The organism is Pseudoalteromonas rubra (assembly GCF_001482385.1).
GTDB lineage: Bacteria > Pseudomonadota > Gammaproteobacteria > Enterobacterales > Alteromonadaceae > Pseudoalteromonas > Pseudoalteromonas ardens.
In genome coordinates this window covers 2,370,519-2,387,001 of record NZ_CP013611.1, presented here as the reverse complement: position 1 = coordinate 2,387,001, position 16,483 = coordinate 2,370,519, and the positions used below count along the sequence as shown (strand labels likewise).

Below are 16,483 nucleotides of genomic sequence, written 5' to 3'. Positions count from 1 at the left end.
CATATTTTGGAATGAGGAAAGCCGTTGCCAGATGGGGCAACGCAAACTGGAAAAGGGGTCAACATGGCAAAGTTACGCAGCAAAACAACCACTGAAGGCAGACAACAAGCAGGCGCCCGTGCACTATGGCGCGCCACCGGTATGACCGACAGTGATTTTCATAAGCCCATTGTGGCGGTGGTGAACTCGTATACCCAGTTTGTGCCCGGGCATGTGCACCTCAACCAACTCAGCGAATTGATGGCGGACGCTATCCGGGAAGCCGGCGGCGTGCCGCGCGAATTTAATACCATTGCCATTGATGATGGCATTGCGATGGGCCATGGCGGCATGTTGTATTCCTTGCCGTCGCGAGATCTCATTGCTGATTCTGTAGAATATATGGTCAATGCGCACTGTGCAGATGCCATGGTGTGTATTTCAAACTGCGATAAGATCACCCCGGGGATGCTGCTGGCGGCACTGCGGTTGAATATCCCGGTGATCTTTGTCTCAGGCGGACCAATGGAAGCGGGCAAAACGCGTCTGGCTGATATCGACATTAAACTGGACCTGGTAGATGCCATGGTCAAAGGGGCCGATCCCAGCGTCAGTGATGAAGACTCAGATAAAGTGGAGCGTTCAGCCTGTCCAACTTGTGGGTCTTGCTCCGGGATGTTTACGGCTAACTCAATGAATTGTTTATTGGAAGCGCTGGGACTGGCATTGCCGGGCAATGGCACCACACTGGCCACGCATGCCGATCGCCGTTTTTTATATGAAGGCGCAGCAAAGCGTATCCTGGCATTGTGTGATGAGTATTATGGCAAAGACAATGAGGCAGCACTGCCGCGTAACATTGCTAATCAGGCCGCGTTTACCAATGCGATGACCTTAGATATTGCAATGGGTGGTTCATCTAATACGGTATTGCACCTGCTCGCTGCTGCAATAGAAGGGGGAGTTGAGTTCGATATGGCTGACATTGACCGCTTATCTCGCACAACTCCTTTCCTATGTAAAGTGGCGCCGGCAACCCAGCAGTACCATATCGAAGATGTTCACCGGGCCGGTGGCATTATGGCTATCCTCAATGAATTGGCTAAAGCTGACAAACTCGATCTGGCGGTGGGACATGTTGCAGGTGGCACGCTGGGTGAGGTCATTAAGCGTTGGGATGCGACCGATCCGGCCAATGAGCGGGCGCAAACTTTCTATCGTGCTGGTCCCGCAGGCGTACGTACCACCCAAGCAATGAGTCAGGAATGTCGCTGGGACGAGCTGGATCTGGACCGCGAGGGCGGCTGTATTCGCAGTGTTGAACATGCATTTCGTCAGGATGGCGGACTAGCTGTGTTGACCGGCAACCTGGCATTGGACGGGTGTATTGTGAAAAGTGCGGGGGTAGAAGACGACATGCTGTGCTTTGAGGGCACGGCTGTGGTGTTTGAATCTCAGGACGATGCGGTTGAAGGGATCCTGGGTGGCAAGGTGAAAAAGGGCGATGTCGTGGTGATCCGCTACGAAGGCCCGAAAGGTGGACCTGGGATGCAGGAAATGTTGTATCCGACCAGCTACCTCAAATCCATGGGGCTGGATAAAGACTGTGCCTTGTTGACGGATGGTCGCTTCTCTGGCGGGACGTCTGGTTTGTCGATAGGCCATGCCTCTCCTGAAGCGGCCAGTGGGGGAGCGCTGGCACTGGTCGAAAATGGCGATATCATCCGCATTGATATTCCAGCACGCAGCATCGACGTCTTATTGGATGTACAGCAACTTGAGGCACGCAAAGCACAGCAGGCAGCACGTGGTAAAATGGCTTATAAGCCATTGGACCGTCAGCGCTATGTCAGCCCGGCTTTGAAAGCTTACGCCTTATTGGCAACCAGTGCTGACAAAGGTGCAGTACGCGATTTTGAAAAGTTGGAGGCATTGAGTTAACTATGGTGGCAAAAGAGCTCGATTATTTTCGTGCTGTTGTGCAGGCCAATGTCTCGCCGCTGGTCCGGGAAACCGAGGTCAGCGAGCTGAGCGGGCTTTCGGCCCGGCTCGGACATCAGATCTGGCTTAAGCGCGAAGACCAACAACCCGTTTATTCATTCAAGCTGCGTGGGGCATACAACAAGCTGAGCAAACTCCCTACTGGCAGTCTTGTCGTTACAGCATCCGCTGGTAATCATGCGCAGGGGGTAGCATTAAGCGCTGCACACCTGGGCCATCGTGCCATCATTGTGATGCCAGTCACGACACCCGAGATCAAAGTTAATGCAGTGCGTAATCAGGGAGGCGAAGTGGTGCTGCATGGTCATCACTTTGATGCTGCTCAGGAGTATGCGCAGTCCTTGTGTCAGTCACAAGGGGGCGTGTTTGTGCCACCGTTCGATGATAAAGAGGTGATCATTGGTCAGGGCACCGTCGCACGAGAATTGATGCAGCAACTTCATCATTTGGATGTGGTCTTTATTCCCGTGGGCGGCGGCGGTTTGCTGGCAGGGATGGCGGTTTATATTAAGTCTTTGCGTCCGGAAATCCGGGTGATTGGTGTGGAAGCGCAAGAAAGCGCTTGCCTGAAAGCTGCGATGGAAGCCGGGCGGCCGGTGGAACTGGAGCGGGTCGGCAGTTTTGCTGATGGTGTGGCGGTGAAACGCATCGGCAGTGAGACTTTTCGTCTTGCTGAGCAGTTCTGTGATGATGTGGTCACGGTCAGTGCAGACGAAATTTGTGCGGCGGTACAGGATATTTTCGTTGAAACCCGCGCCATCGCAGAGCCTTCCGGGGCACTGGCCACGGCCGGGCTTAAAAAGTGGTGTCAGGAGCGCGACGAGCGGGGCTTAACACTGGCTGCTGTGCTATCCGGCGCGAACCTGAATTTTGATCGCTTACGGTATATTGCTGAACGCACGGCACTGGGTGCTCGCAGCGAAGCATTGTTGGGTGTGACCATAGAGGAATCCAAAGGCAGCTTTAAACGCTTTTGTCACACTTTGTCTGGCAGGGCAATCACGGAGTTTAACTATCGTTACGCCGGTGGCGATACCGCACAGATCTTTGCGGGGGTCGGTTTACGAGGTGGTGAGCAAGAGTTGCAGGAGCTTAAAACCAGCCTGAGTGAAGCGAATTACCAATTTACTGACTTGTCCGACAACGAACTGGCCAAGTTACATATCCGCTATATGGTTGGTGGCAAGCCGCCCGTTGCACTGAGTGAGCGGTTATTTCGCTTCGAGTTTCCAGAATATCCTGGCGCTTTAGCGCGCTTTTTAGAGACCTTAGGGAGTAACTGGAACATTACCTTGTTTCACTATCGTAATCATGGTGCCGCGCAGGGGAATGTGCTGGCGGCGTTTGAGCTGGGCTCACAAGACAGTGCCCGGTTTGATGAGCATTTGCAGCGTCTGGGTTATCAGTATCAGGAAGAGACCGATAATCCGTGTTTCAGGCAGTACCTTCAGCATGACATGATGCAGGCGGATCGCCGCGTCAGCTAGTTTTGCATTCCGTCCGGCGCCTTCTATAGTTGTAACAGGGCAGGCTCCGGGCGCGTATCACAATGAGTTATCATCACTTTGTATTGGCCATTGCGCTGTGGTGGAGCAGTGCGCTTAGCGCATTGGAAGAAGTGACACTACAACTCAAATGGACCCATCAGTTTCAATTTGCCGGTTATTACATGGCCCTCAATAAAGGTTTTTATCGCCAGCAGGGATTAAACGTGAAAATCGTGCCTGCCGATCCGGATAACCCGGATGAGCAATTTAAAGTGTTGTCAGGTCAGGCGCAATTTGGCGTGACCCACTCAGGTATTTTACAACAGCGCTTGCAGGGTAAGCCATTGGTGGCCCTGGCCGCGATTTTCCAGTCTTCTCCTTACTGCTGGATGGTGCGTGCCGACAGTGATATCTATGTCCCGAAAGATTTCGTGGGGAAAAAAATCAGCCACCTTGGTCGAATCGAGGGGGCTGAACTCGTGGTGATGCTGGAGCGGGCGGGGATAGATGTCCCACACTTACCCCTGTATGCCGGGCTGGAACCCATCAAGGATTTTTTTGCCGGGCGCTTTGATGCATTGCAGGTCTATATTTCAAACGAACCTTTTAAGCTGGCACAGCAGGGCATTGCGACCCGGCAGATCTGCCCCAAGCACTTTGGTCTGAATGTCTATGCGGACATTTTATTTACCTCGGAAGATGTCCTGAATTATCGCCCGCAAACCGTCGCCCGATTTCGTCGCGCTTCCTTACAGGGCTGGCGCTATGCCATGAGCAACCCCGATGAAGCGCTGGCGGTCACTAAAGCTGAGTATGCAACCACGAAGAGCATTTCTGCGCTGGCAAACGAGGCTGATAAACTGATGCCCTTTATCAAAGCGCCAGGCATTGCACTGGGTGCTATGTCTCAGGCTCGCTGGTTGTGGATTGCTCAGCTTTATCGGCTCGACCTTGCTGATTTTCATGAACAAAAACATAAGTTTATTTATGCCGAGCCGGATCAAGAAGAGGATAGCTGGTCGTGGATGTTGACCCTGGCGGCGATAGTGGGTGTGATCTGTGTGCTCATGTACATACATTTGATTTTCTTCCGTCACCGGCGTTTTACCTTAAAATGACTGGCAGTGCTTTGCGAGATGGGCGCAAGCGCATACAATGAGCGCCCTTTAGTTAGTTCGGTATTGGTGGCCAGCATGCACAGTTCCTTTTCTTCTCAGTTTTTAGCCCTGGATGCATTGCTCACAGACACACGTCGTTACTGGCAATTACTGGCATTCGATCATATCGACATCCCCTGGCCAGATCTGGAAGAGGCGTTGTTATCGCTGAGTGATGAGGACGTGACGGCTCTGGATCGGGACCCAGAGTCACTGATAGCATTTCTTACACCTTATATTCCGGCATTGCAAACGCTCCCGACTTTGACGGCGCTGACACTGGACGTTGCGAGCCGGCCGGACTTTCCGTTTTGGCTCAGTAATGGCATCAAGGGCCGCAAGTTGACTCAGTTACAGGACTTTGTTGCTCAGGTATATCAGCCAAAGCTGCCGGTACTGGAGTGGTGCGCGGGTAAAGGCCACCTGGGTCGCTTGCTGGCTTATTTGGGCGCGGAACATGTCGACAGTGTTGAGTTGCAGGCGGCTTTGTGCCAGCAAGGGCAGCACAGTGCCGAGCAACAAAAGTTGGCCATGACCTTTCATTGCGCCGATGTACTTAATGATCCGATCACACAGTATTTTCGACCACGTCAGCAGGCTGTTGCATTGCATGCCTGCGGTCGGTTACATCAGACCTTTATGGAACAGGCGAGCGCCGCACAGTGCGAGCAGATCAGCCTGTCACCTTGCTGTTATCATCTGTTTACTGAGCCCACCTACCAGCCGATGAGTGGCGTTGCAGCGCACAGTACTTTGGAATTGTCACACAGTGACATGAAGCTGGCGTTGCAGGAGACGGTTACTGCACCAGGGAGAGTTGCGAAAGTACGTAAACGAGAGGTCCAGTGGCGACTGGCTTTTGATGCGCTGCGTCGTGATGTGACTGGCGATACTCAGTACCTCAGTGTGCCCTCTGTGAATAAAGCGATTTTTTCCGGGCCGTTCGTTGATTTCTGTCACTGGGCAGCTGAACAAAAGCAGTTAGACTTACCGGCACACTTTGATGCTGACTATTACCTGGTACAAGGGCGTGCACGTCAGCGTATCACTGAGCGCATAGAGCTGGTGCGCCATGCGTTTCGTCGCGCCATAGAAGTGTGGCTGGTGCTCGACAGGGTGTTATATCTTGAACAGGCCGGGTATGATGTCAGCCTCTCGGAGTTTTGTCATAAATCACTGACGCCAAGAAATATTTTGATCCAGGCTACGCGGTGTCAATCAGCAAAATAAGGAACAACTATGTGCCAGTCTGACAGTCAGCTGCAACATCTGCTCAATAATAATCGCCAGTGGGCGAAACAGACCCAGACCAATAACCCGGAGTTTTTTGCCAAATTATCCATGCAGCAGAATCCCAATTATCTGTGGATTGGCTGCTCGGACTCCCGGGTGCCAGCCAACCAGATTGTTGATTTGATGCCGGGAGACTTGTTTGTCCACCGCAATGTGGCCAACGTGGTGGTGCATACCGATCATAACTGTTTGTCTGTGATGCAGTACGCCATTGAGGTGCTGAAAGTCGAACATGTGTTGGTCGTGGGTCACTACGGCTGTGGTGGGGTGCGTGCTGCGCTGGAAGATGCCCGTCTGGGCCTGATCGATAACTGGTTACGCCATGTCGGCGATGTCAAAGAGATGCACCAGGCGATGCTCAATGAAATACAGCCTGATCAACGTTGCGATGCGTTATGTGAGCTGAATGTGATAGAGCAGGTCAGAAACGTCTGTCGAACCAATGTGGTGCAGGATGCCTGGTCGCGGGGGCAAAAGTTGACCATTCATGGCTGGGTATATGGTCTGGCGGATGGCTTGCTGAAGGAACTCAATACACAGATTGAACAGGAAGAGCAACTGGTAGCGCACTATGAACGGGCCCTGGTCGATCTGGCCAGGCGATACCAGTTGTAGGTATTACTGTTCTGGCTGGTCGCTGTCTTGTGCTGCCAGCTTAGCCTCTAGTTCGGCCACTTTGGTTTCGAGTTCGGTGAGTTTTTCACGGGTTTTGATCAGTACTTTGCTCTGAATATCAAACTCTTCACGACTGACAAAATCCATTTCTGCCAGTTTATTCTGAATAGCCTGTTTGGTTTTGCTTTCAAAAGTGTCTGCAAGGTTTTTCACACCTTGTGGCATGTTACTGGAGATCTGCTTGGCGATTTCTTCGATTTTTGCTGGGTTGATCATGGGCTGGCCTCTAAGCTTGATTATTGTCTCTATCTTACCTAAAGCGGTCACCGGTTAAAAGCGCTTGGGATCCACTTGAGCATTACGGTAAACTTAGCAGCTTATTGACTAAAGGTGATCACAGAATATGAAACTGAACCCGAAACAAGACGAAGCTGTTAAGTATATCAGCGGACCCTGTCTGGTACTGGCCGGTGCTGGCTCTGGAAAAACCCGGGTGATCACCAATAAAATTGCTTATCTGGTACAAAAATGTGAATACAAGGCACGTAACATTGCGGCGGTGACCTTTACCAATAAAGCTGCTAAAGAGATGCGTGAGCGAGTGTCACAGACGCTGGGTAAACAAGAAGCCAAAGGTTTATGGGTATCGACCTTCCATACGCTGGGGCTGGAGATCATAAAAAAAGAAGTGAAAACGCTGGGTTACAAACCTGGCTTTTCCTTGTTTGACGATCAGGATACGAATCAGTTACTGGCCGAATTGACAGAAAAAGAGCTGGATCGTGACAAAGATCTGCTCAACCAGCTAAAAATGCAGATCGGCAACTGGAAAAATGAACTGATCCAGCCAGAGCGGGCGATCCGAGAGGCCAAAGAGGCACAAAAGGCGTTGTTTGCGCAGCTTTATGCCCGCTATCAGACCCAGCTTAGAGCGTATAACGCGTTAGATTTTGACGATCTGATCATGATCCCCACCTTATTGCTAAACAGTTCCGTCGAAGTACGCGAACGCTGGCAGGCCCGTTTTCGTTATATGCTGGTGGATGAGTATCAGGATACCAATACCAGCCAGTATCAGCTGGTAAAATTGTTGGTGGGCGAGCGCGCCCGCTTTACTGTGGTAGGGGATGACGACCAGTCCATTTATTCATGGCGTGGTGCCAAGCCACAAAATCTGGTGCTGCTGAGCAAAGATTTTCCGGGATTACGCCTCATTAAGCTGGAACAAAACTATCGTAGTGCCGGGCGGATCCTGAAAGCGGCAAATATTCTGATCGCCAATAACCCTCATGAATTCGACAAAAAACTTTTCAGTGAACTGGGTTATGGGGATCCGCTGCGCTTGATTGCAACCCGAGATGAAGAACATGAATCCGAGCGGGTCGTCGCTGAGATCATTTCTCATAAGTTTATGAAGCGGACCAGCTATCGTGATTACGCCATACTGTATCGGGGTAACCATCAGGCGCGGGTGTTCGAAAAAGCCCTGATGGCGAACCGCATTCCGTATAAAATCAGCGGTGGCATGTCGTTTTTTGCTCGCAGTGAGATCAAAGACATCATGGCGTATTTGCGGCTACTGGTAAATCAGGATGATGACAATGCTTTTTTGCGGATCGTCAACACGCCACGACGTGAGATAGGACCCGTCACCCTCGAGAAACTCGGCAGTCTGGCCAACGATAAACACATTAGCTTATTTGCCGCGTGTTTTGAGCCTGAGTTGCCGCAACGTCTCAGTGGTCGCGGTCTGAATGCGCTGATGGGATTTGCCCGTTGGGTGGTTGAATTGAGTGACCGAGCAACCAGGGGAGACACACTCGAAGCGGTTAAAGATATGGTGCGAGAGATCAATTACGAAGCCTATTTGTATGAGTCATCGCCCAGCGCGAAAGCCGCCGAGATGCGCATGAAGAACGTCTCGGAACTGTATCGCTGGATCAGCGATATGCTGACCGGCGATGCGGATAATCCACCTATGACTTTGCCTGAGGTGGTTAGCAAACTAACACTGCGAGACATGCTGGAGCGCAACGAAGAAGAAGACGACAGCGATGCGGTGCAACTGTTGACGCTGCATGCCTCGAAAGGCCTGGAATATCCCCATGTCTTTATGGTCGGAATGGAAGAGGGGTTACTACCGCATCAGACCAGCATTGATGAAGACAATGTTGAAGAAGAGCGGCGTCTGGCTTATGTAGGCGTAACGCGTGCACAGCAGACGTTGACCATGACCTATGCCAAAAGCCGTCGTCAGTTTGGTGAGCAGATCACACCAGAGCTCAGCCGATTTGTTCAGGAGATGCCGCAAGATGACATTCAAAGTGAGGGCAAAAAACCCGTACAGTCGCAGTCTGAACGTATGGAGAAAGGTCAGGCCAGAGTTGCGAACCTGCGTGCGATGCTGAAACGTTAAAGCGGCAGAGATTCGTGTGAAGAGGGCACTTCGCTTGGCTTAGTGCCCGATAAGCTCTGCTGTTTACCAAAAAATAAACTCAGCCCGTGACGTTCCAGTAAACTTCTGAAGTTCAGTATCGCAGGACCTTTGGCGATGACCTGAATGGCTTTGAGGGCTGTGACCGCAAGGATCCCCTGCAATTGCACATCATAGCTGTTTTGTTGCAGCACCCGTTTGCTGAATGTAGAACTGAGCAGCAGATATTTAAAATCAATTTGGCTGAGCAGCGCTAGATCACAGCGGTCTTTGGCAAAATCATTGAGACCCACGGCGATGCCTAGGCTACATAGCTCTTTGAGGTTTTCGAGCTGCATGCTGGACGCGTAGCGGATTTCGCTTTCATCAAACAACAGGCACAGGTGGCTGGTGCGTTGACTCAATAATTGTTTCAGCTCTGTAAAGGTGGTGCTTTCCAGGATCGCACAGGAGCAGGCAAACAGCACATCCGCAGTTTGCGCTTTAGCTATGCGCTCGGTCTGTTCGAGTGCCTGACTGAGCAACTGCATTTCTATTTTTAGCTGCTCATCTTTTGCCGCGGCAAATTTCTTGAGGATATCAAAACTGGTGCTGCCCAAAACAGGGTGTTCACCAAAGGCTTCGAGCATCACAATATGCTGACCATGATTGGCCATATTCACAATTTCTGTGCTGCGAAAATGGATCGGCAGGGCACTCAGGTGATGATATTCCGTTTGTTTGCTTTGTGTGCTGGCAGCGCTGAGCAGCGGGTGATAAAACTCATAACGACCGCGACCGGCATTCTTAGCGTAGTACATGGCGGCGTCGGCATCGCGGATAATCTCATCGGTATCTTTGTAGTCTTTGTTGCTATAAGTAATACCAATACTGGCACCACTTTGCATGCACAGGCCTTTCATACAGAACGGTTGCTGCATGACTCTGATCAGGCGCTTTGCAACGTCTTCTGCTTGCTGGCGATCGCTCAGATGATCCAGCAGGATCACAAACTCATCTCCCGCCAGACGGGCTAATAAGTCGTGCTCACGAATGCATTCTGAAAATGCTTTACTGACCCAGATTAAAAACTGATCACCCGCCTGATGCCCGAGCTCATCGTTGATGTCCTTGAATTTATCCAGGTCGATAAACAACACAGCAAAATTATTGTCCGGATAACGTTGGTACTTTTGTAAGGTTTTTTCCAGCTGGGTCAAAAATAACAAGCGGTTGGGCAGCGTCGTAAGCGGGTCATGGTGGGCATCATGATAGAGTTGCTGCTCAATCTTTTTTCTTTCCTCGATTTGCATTTGCAAATGTAAATTGGTCTGGCGTAATTCTTTGGTTTTTTCTGCGACCCGATGCTCTAGTTCCAGGTTACTGGCCTTGAGTGCCTGGTTGGCAAGGTGTGTTTGTAACACCGAGGCGATTTGATTCGAGACAAATGAAATTAATTCAACATCCTCGTGATTATATTCGTACTCATGGTTATATGCCTGGCAGGCAATGAGGCCGATGACCCCTTTGGCGGTTTTCAGCGGGGCGCCCAGCCAGCTGGTTGCCGCGTTTTGTAGCTGATAATTGTCCGGACGTTTGACGATTTCATTGTCGATCAATACTTGTGCACGCTTTGTGTCTATCAGTTGACTGCGTTCAGTGGTGATCACTAACTCGCTGTAGCCATTGGCAAATGGACGCGGTTTGTACTGAGTCATCTCATCCACGCTGTACGGGAAGCTGAGCCAGTCTGAGGCCTTGTCATGTAATGCGATAAACAGGTTATCAGCAAAGGTAATGGACCGCATGATTTGGTGAACTTGCTGATATACATCGTCGATATCACTGAACTGAGTCGCCAATTCCGCGATCTTAAAGAGGATCTGCTGGCGCTCCAGTGCCCGTTTACGTTGCTCTATTTCAGTATTGAGTGCCTCGTTACTCTGCATTAGAGCACGGGTACGAATTTTAACTTCTGATTCTAACAACTCACGCTTTTTTACCCGTTCAATGGCGGTTGCCAGGTACAGGGACATGACTTCGAGCAGTTCTACCTGCTGCTCGCTGTAATGCTGATCCGGCGCATAGTTTTGTGACACCATGACGCCGATAATGGTTTTTTCGCGGAAAATAGGCACACCGACCCAGTGCTCAGCCTGAGTGCCCAGCGCTTTAAACAGGCCTTGTGCACTCATTTGCTCCATCTGCTGACGCTTGAGGTACAAAGTTTGTCGGTTTTTAAAAACGTAGCCTGTTATGCCCTGGCTGAAGTGGTTTGCTTCGTGCAGTGGCACTGAGATGCCGTCTTTCTCATCGACAAAATAAGACAGTTCCAGCCCCTGAGTGAACTGGTTTTGCAGCACAACATAAAAGCTTTTGCTCGGTAAGTATTGCTCTAAAATGCTATGAATAGCGGGATATAGCAGCGTCAACTCCGCAACTGTGCTGGCCTGCTCGGATAACTGGATCAGGGCATGTTGCAAGTGAGAGTGTTGTTTGTACTTTTTCAGCAAGGACTCTAAACGGTGGTTTTTCCGAGTCAGTTTGCGAACTAAGACGCTGGGATCTTCCAATGATGAAACCAAGAGTTGTTATTGTCTATTTATTGTTCTTATATTTTCATTTTTACAATGAGGGGTCAAGTGCAAAATTTTAATAGCAATATGGTGATATTTGTCGTGAACTTTGCGACAAGAGACGCTTATTGAAGGGGGTGTATTGCTCACCCCCAACGAATGATTATTTACTTAATCATAAAATCAATGGCTGCTGCAATTTCGTCATCGCTACAGTCCATACAAGTACCACGAGGAGGCATGGCATTGAAACCATTAATTGCGTGGTCTAGCAGTACGTCGTTGCCTTTAGCAAGACGTGGTGCCCAGTCATCAGCGGTTTTTGGTGCACCCAGTGCGCCTGTGCCATGACAAGCAAAACAGGAAGCCTGATACACTTGCTCGCCTGTACGAGGGCCAGTCGGGGCCGCGGCAGCAGTATCTTCGGCACCCGCCAGGTAGACCGAGCCGACAGGCTCAAGACGCTTCTTAATCGCTTCTTCAGTTAAAGAATTGTCGAATGGCTGTGCGATTGCCGCAGTAGATAGCAATAACAGTGCTGCTGAAAGTTTCTTCATTTACCTTGCTCACTTCAAATTGAACGTGATCTATCACGATGGATGACGGAATTAAGCCGATTATAACGCCACCAACTAATTTATAAAACGTAAACTTGATTATAAGCGACTAAAAAATAAAATTTATTGCGTTAGGGCAAAAAATCGCTGGGTTAAGTGAGGAAGAGTTTAGCTGTTTTGCTGTTTTTTTAAGCATAAAGCGCAGAGTAGGCGGCATGCCACCGCCTAACTTCGGCTTACGCGAACTCAAGTAGCTTTTGCACGGCCTTTTCAATGCCAGTGGATGCTTCACTGATAGAGCCTGCCAGCATGTAGGCCGGTGTACTGATCACTTTGTGCGTATCATCGACTACGATATCTGCGACACCACAATTCACGTGGCTGGCACCCAAGGCTTCAACTGCCTGAGCGGTAGCCTCATCATTGCCAATGGTAGCCTGCGTGCCTGCGGGATGAATATGACCAATCAGTGCGGGTGCAATACATAAATAAGCAATTGGTTTTCCGAGCTGATTAAAAGCCTGACAGCTTTCTTTAACCTCTGCCAGAACGCTGGATTGCGCACCCTTGAAAGCAAAATCAGAGAGGTTTTTGGCTACACCAAAACCGCCGGGTAAGATCAGTGCGTCAAAGGCACTGGCATCGAGTGTGTCCAGTGACGCCACATCGCCACGGGCAATACGTGCTGCTTCTACTCGAACATTGCGTTGCTCATCCTGCTCTTCTCCAGTGAGGTGGTTGATCACATGGTGCTGCTCAATGTCTGGTGCAAAGCACTGATAACGGGCGCCCTGGCGCTCAAGGTGTAGCATAGTGAGCACGGATTCATGGATCTCAGCACCGTCAAAGACGCCACAACCGCTTAAAATGATCGCTACTTGTTTCATCGGGATCTCCTTTTAAGGTCTTTAAATTTCAATATATGCAATTTTGTCATTTGGCTTGTAAGAAAAAATATAAAGGATCTGCTTTGATCTTTGATCGTTTGTGTTAGTATACGCCTCCGCCTGAGGAAAAGCGGTGAATTTATAGCCACTCAGTCACTGGCTGTAAACTGACTCCAAAGTCACTGTCCACAATCTTAGCTTAAAGCATATAAAAGAGTAAAAAGAAATTTCCTTTTATATTCATTGTTTTACAGTTCAATCCTAGATCCTTATTTGAGATTTGGGCCGATAGCCCCTGTTTATCTACAAAGTTATCCACAGGCCATCCCCATTTTTCATGAGTCGTTTTGGATTGTATCAGACTCGTTTTATGCTCGCCCTTATGGCATGCTAACTCAGATTTAAAACTTCCAATTTTAGGATCCCAATAACTATGTCTCAGATCCCTGAAAACCCGCTGATCCTGGTCGATGGTTCGTCGTACTTATTTCGCGCTTATCATGCGCCACCGCACCTGACCAACTCAAAAGGAGAAGCCACAGGTGCCATCTATGGTGTCATCAACATGCTGAAAAGCTTGCTCAAGCAATATCAGCCAAGCCATATGGTTGTGGTGTTTGATGCCAAAGGGCCAACTTTCAGAAATGAGATGTACAGTGAGTATAAGGCCCATCGTCCACCCATGCCGGATGATCTGCGCACCCAGATCGCGCCGATCCACGATATTATTCGTGCAATGGGCCTGCCTCTGGTCAGTATTGAAGGGGTAGAAGCAGATGATGTTATTGGTACCTTTTCCCGTCTGGCGTCTGAGCAACAAAGACATGTATTGATCAGCACCGGTGATAAAGACATGGCTCAACTGGTCAATGAGCATGTGACTTTGATCAATACCATGACTAACACCATTTTGGACCCACAAGGGGTGGTGGATAAATTTGGCATCGGACCTGAATTGATCATCGACTATCTGGCGCTGATGGGGGATAAGGTGGATAACATCCCGGGCGTGCCTGGCGTGGGTGAAAAAACAGCGCTGGCGATGCTTCAGGGGCTGGGGTCGATTGACGAGCTTTACGCTAACCTAGATAAAATCGCGGATCTGGGTTTCCGTGGCTCTAAGACCATGTCGAAAAAGCTGACCGAAAATGAAGCTCAGCTTAAATTGTCCTATGAATTGGCGACCATCAAGCTGGACTGTGAAGTTGAGCAGGACCTGGAACAGTTCAAGATCCAAGAGATGGATAAAGATCAGCTAATTACGCTGTATGGACAGTGTGAGTTCAAACGCTGGCTTGCTGAGTTGCTGGATGGTCAAAGTGCACCAGAAACGGCCGCTGATACAGAGCAAGCGTCATCGGTGATGTCACCGATCGAAGTTGAGTATGAGACTATTCTGGAGCGAGCCCAACTGGATCGCTGGCTGGACAAGTTGCGTGACGCTGAGCTGTTTGCCTTTGATACGGAAACCACCAGTCTGGATTATATGGAGGCTGAACTGGTTGGTATGAGCTTTGCGGTTGCCGCAGGTGAAGCTGCGTATCTGCCACTGGGTCATGACTATATGGGCGCACCTGAGCAGCTGGATAAGGCGCTGGTGTTTGAGCTGATTGGTCCGATCCTGGCGGATCCCAAACATAAAAAGGTCGGACAAAACCTCAAATATGATAAGAGTGTGCTGGCACGTGCCGGTTTGGAGCTTAACGGGATTGCCTTTGATACTATGCTGGAATCCTATGTATTTAACAGTGTGGGCACACGCCATGATATGGACTCGCTGGCACTTAAATACTTAGGTCATAAAAATATTAGTTTTGAAGAGATTGCCGGCAAAGGGAAAAACCAGCTGACCTTTAACCAGATTGAGCTTGATAAAGCGGCACCTTATGCCGCTGAAGATGCCGACATTACCTTGCGACTGCACCAGCACTTATGGCCGCAATTAGAGCAACATCCGACACTGGTTAGCGTCTTTGAAGAGATCGAGTTGCCTTTGGTCAGTGTGTTGTCTGAGATTGAACGCACCGGTGTTAAAATCGACAGCAATATGCTGGCGCAGCAAAGCCACACCATTGAAACGCGATTAAAAGAGCTGGAACAGGAAGCTTTCGAGCTGGCCGGAGAAGAGTTTAACCTTAGCTCTACCAAGCAGTTACAGGCAATTTTGTTCGATAAACTTGAACTGCCCGTATTGAAGAAAACACCCAAAGGTGCCCCTTCTACTGCGGAAGAAGTCTTGCAGGAGCTGGCCCATGATTACCCATTGCCGAAACTGATCATCGAGCACCGTGGTCTGGCCAAACTGAAATCGACCTATACCGACAAGCTACCTAAGATGGTCAATGTACAGACACAACGTGTGCATACTTCGTATCACCAGGCCGTGACGGCAACAGGCCGACTCAGCTCGACAGATCCAAATTTGCAGAACATTCCAATTCGCAACGAAGCCGGACGCCGCATTCGTCAGGCCTTTGTGGCAGATCAGGACCATGTGATCATGGCGGCGGACTACAGTCAGATCGAACTGCGGATCATGGCACATCTGTCTCAGGATGCAGGCCTACTGAAAGCGTTTGCTGAGGGCAAAGATGTTCACAGTGCAACAGCTTCAGAGGTTTTCTCTGTGCCGCTCGAAGACGTGACGTCAGACATGCGTCGTAAAGCCAAGGCGGTGAACTTCGGACTGATCTATGGCATGAGTGCATTTGGCCTGGCCAGACAGCTGGATATTCCGCGTCACGAAGCACAGCATTATATGGATAAGTACTTTGAGCGCTTCCCGGGTGTATTAGAGTACATGGAATCAACACGCGAAAAGGCTGCTGATCAGGGCTATGTCGAAACCCTCTTTGGCCGACGCTTGTATCTGCCTGATATTAAAGCCCGTAATGGTGCACGTCGTAAAGCGGCTGAACGCGCTGCAATTAATGCCCCGATGCAGGGTACTGCCGCAGACATCATTAAAAAGGCCATGATCAAAGTGGCTCAGTGGTTGGCAACACAGCAGGACAGTGACATTAAACTGCTGATGCAGGTGCACGATGAATTGGTTTTTGAAGTTAAAGCCGACAAAGTGGCGCAGTTTAGCGAACATGTGTGTCAGCTGATGAGTGAAGCTGCTGAGCTGGATGTTCCGTTATTGGTAGAAGCCGACCATGGCGAAAACTGGGAACAAGCCCACTAACCTTGAACTTTGGTAAAAAAACACGGCCCCGGCCGTGTTTTTTATTGCTAAGATCCCAGTAATGGCGGGCCTTGCAAATGTATCTGGTGTAACTCAGAGGTAAAAATGCGCAGCCTGATGTTTAAAAAATATCAAATTGGCGCATAACTTGCTTTTGATGGTTTATTTCCCCCAAGTGATTTGCTACAGTGCGCGCGTCCTCTTCCTGTAGGACATCCTGTTGATGATGTATCTCTCCTAGTGAAGATACAGTGTATTGATAGCTTCTCCCCAGATTGCTATAACGGCTCGCAATGTGAATGGTGCGAGCCGATTTTTCTTTTCTTATTTC

11 protein-coding genes are annotated in these 16,483 nt (G+C 49.8%); 7 read left to right on the top strand and 4 right to left on the bottom strand.

All coding sequences use genetic code 11. The features are described from left to right. Positions 1–63 precede the first annotated feature (63 nt). The 5 genes from ilvD to can all read left to right on the top strand — a co-directional run bounded on the left by ilvD (position 64) and on the right by can (position 6,532). On the top strand, positions 64–1,920 hold the full coding sequence (ilvD, locus tag AT705_RS10550; protein ID WP_058797976.1) for a dihydroxy-acid dehydratase: 1,857 nt from the start codon (positions 64–66) through the stop codon (positions 1,918–1,920). A gap of 2 nt (positions 1,921–1,922) precedes the next feature. Then, a complete protein-coding gene (ilvA, locus tag AT705_RS10545) occupies positions 1,923–3,467 on the top strand; it encodes a threonine ammonia-lyase, biosynthetic (protein WP_058796554.1) in 1,545 nt (514 codons plus the stop codon). Positions 3,468–3,529: 62 nt separating this feature from the next. Next, positions 3,530–4,585 (top strand): ABC transporter substrate-binding protein, encoded by a 1,056-nt coding sequence (locus tag AT705_RS10540; protein WP_058796553.1) that lies wholly within the window; start codon positions 3,530–3,532, stop codon positions 4,583–4,585. Positions 4,586–4,660: 75 nt separating this feature from the next. Next, positions 4,661–5,854: a methyltransferase gene (locus AT705_RS10535; protein ID WP_058797975.1), complete on the top strand. Its 1,194-nt coding sequence runs from the start codon at positions 4,661–4,663 to the stop codon at positions 5,852–5,854. Positions 5,855–5,863: 9 nt separating this feature from the next. Then, entirely contained in the window at positions 5,864–6,532 is a 669-nt protein-coding gene (gene can, locus AT705_RS10530; protein WP_058796552.1) for a carbonate dehydratase, read from the top strand. Between the two features lie 3 nt (positions 6,533–6,535). Here the strand turns inward: can and ubiK are convergent, their stop codons facing one another. Next, positions 6,536–6,808, bottom strand: coding sequence for a ubiquinone biosynthesis accessory factor UbiK (gene ubiK, locus AT705_RS10525; RefSeq protein WP_049866620.1), 273 nt, complete (start codon positions 6,806–6,808; stop codon positions 6,536–6,538). A 127-nt stretch (positions 6,809–6,935) separates the two neighbouring features. Between ubiK and rep the strand changes: the two genes are divergently transcribed. Continuing rightward, positions 6,936–8,948 carry a DNA helicase Rep gene (rep, locus tag AT705_RS10520; protein WP_058796551.1) on the top strand — a complete coding sequence of 671 codons (2,013 nt, stop codon included), beginning with the start codon at positions 6,936–6,938 and terminating at the stop codon, positions 8,946–8,948. Here rep and AT705_RS10515 read toward each other — a convergent pair. From AT705_RS10515 to elbB, 3 genes are all read right to left on the bottom strand, one after another. Next, positions 8,945–11,518, bottom strand: a complete 2,574-nt coding sequence (locus AT705_RS10515; protein WP_058796550.1) for a diguanylate cyclase domain-containing protein — start codon at positions 11,516–11,518, stop codon at positions 8,945–8,947. The two genes, rep and AT705_RS10515, sit on opposite strands and share 4 nt — an antisense overlap. A 170-nt stretch (positions 11,519–11,688) precedes the next feature. Further along, complete coding sequence (locus tag AT705_RS10510; RefSeq protein ID WP_010383759.1) at positions 11,689–12,078, bottom strand: c-type cytochrome; 390 nt, start codon at positions 12,076–12,078, stop codon at positions 11,689–11,691. A gap of 236 nt (positions 12,079–12,314) precedes the next feature. Then, entirely contained in the window at positions 12,315–12,965 is a 651-nt protein-coding gene (gene elbB, locus AT705_RS10505; protein WP_058796549.1) for an isoprenoid biosynthesis glyoxalase ElbB, read from the bottom strand. Between the two features lie 433 nt (positions 12,966–13,398). Here elbB and polA point away from each other — a divergent pair, with 433 nt between their 5' ends. After that, a complete protein-coding gene (gene polA, locus AT705_RS10500) occupies positions 13,399–16,152 on the top strand; it encodes a DNA polymerase I (protein WP_058796548.1) in 2,754 nt (917 codons plus the stop codon). The last annotated feature ends 331 nt before the right edge of the window (positions 16,153–16,483 follow it).

Excerpts from the sequence above, each read along its gene's own strand:
- elbB (WP_058796549.1), bottom strand. The coding sequence starts at position 12,965 with ATGAAACAAGTAGCGATCATTTTAAGCGGTTGTGGCGTCTTTGACGGT.
- AT705_RS10535 (WP_058797975.1), top strand. The coding sequence starts at position 4,661 with ATGCACAGTTCCTTTTCTTCTCAGTTTTTAGCCCTGGATGCATTGCTC.
- ubiK (WP_049866620.1), bottom strand. The coding sequence starts at position 6,808 with ATGATCAACCCAGCAAAAATCGAAGAAATCGCCAAGCAGATCTCCAGT.
- AT705_RS10540 (WP_058796553.1), top strand. The coding sequence starts at position 3,530 with ATGAGTTATCATCACTTTGTATTGGCCATTGCGCTGTGGTGGAGCAGT.
- ilvA (WP_058796554.1), top strand. The coding sequence starts at position 1,923 with ATGGTGGCAAAAGAGCTCGATTATTTTCGTGCTGTTGTGCAGGCCAAT.
- ilvD (WP_058797976.1), top strand. The coding sequence starts at position 64 with ATGGCAAAGTTACGCAGCAAAACAACCACTGAAGGCAGACAACAAGCA.
- polA (WP_058796548.1), top strand. The coding sequence starts at position 13,399 with ATGTCTCAGATCCCTGAAAACCCGCTGATCCTGGTCGATGGTTCGTCG.
- rep (WP_058796551.1), top strand. The coding sequence starts at position 6,936 with ATGAAACTGAACCCGAAACAAGACGAAGCTGTTAAGTATATCAGCGGA.
- AT705_RS10510 (WP_010383759.1), bottom strand. The coding sequence starts at position 12,078 with ATGAAGAAACTTTCAGCAGCACTGTTATTGCTATCTACTGCGGCAATC.
- can (WP_058796552.1), top strand. The coding sequence starts at position 5,864 with ATGTGCCAGTCTGACAGTCAGCTGCAACATCTGCTCAATAATAATCGC.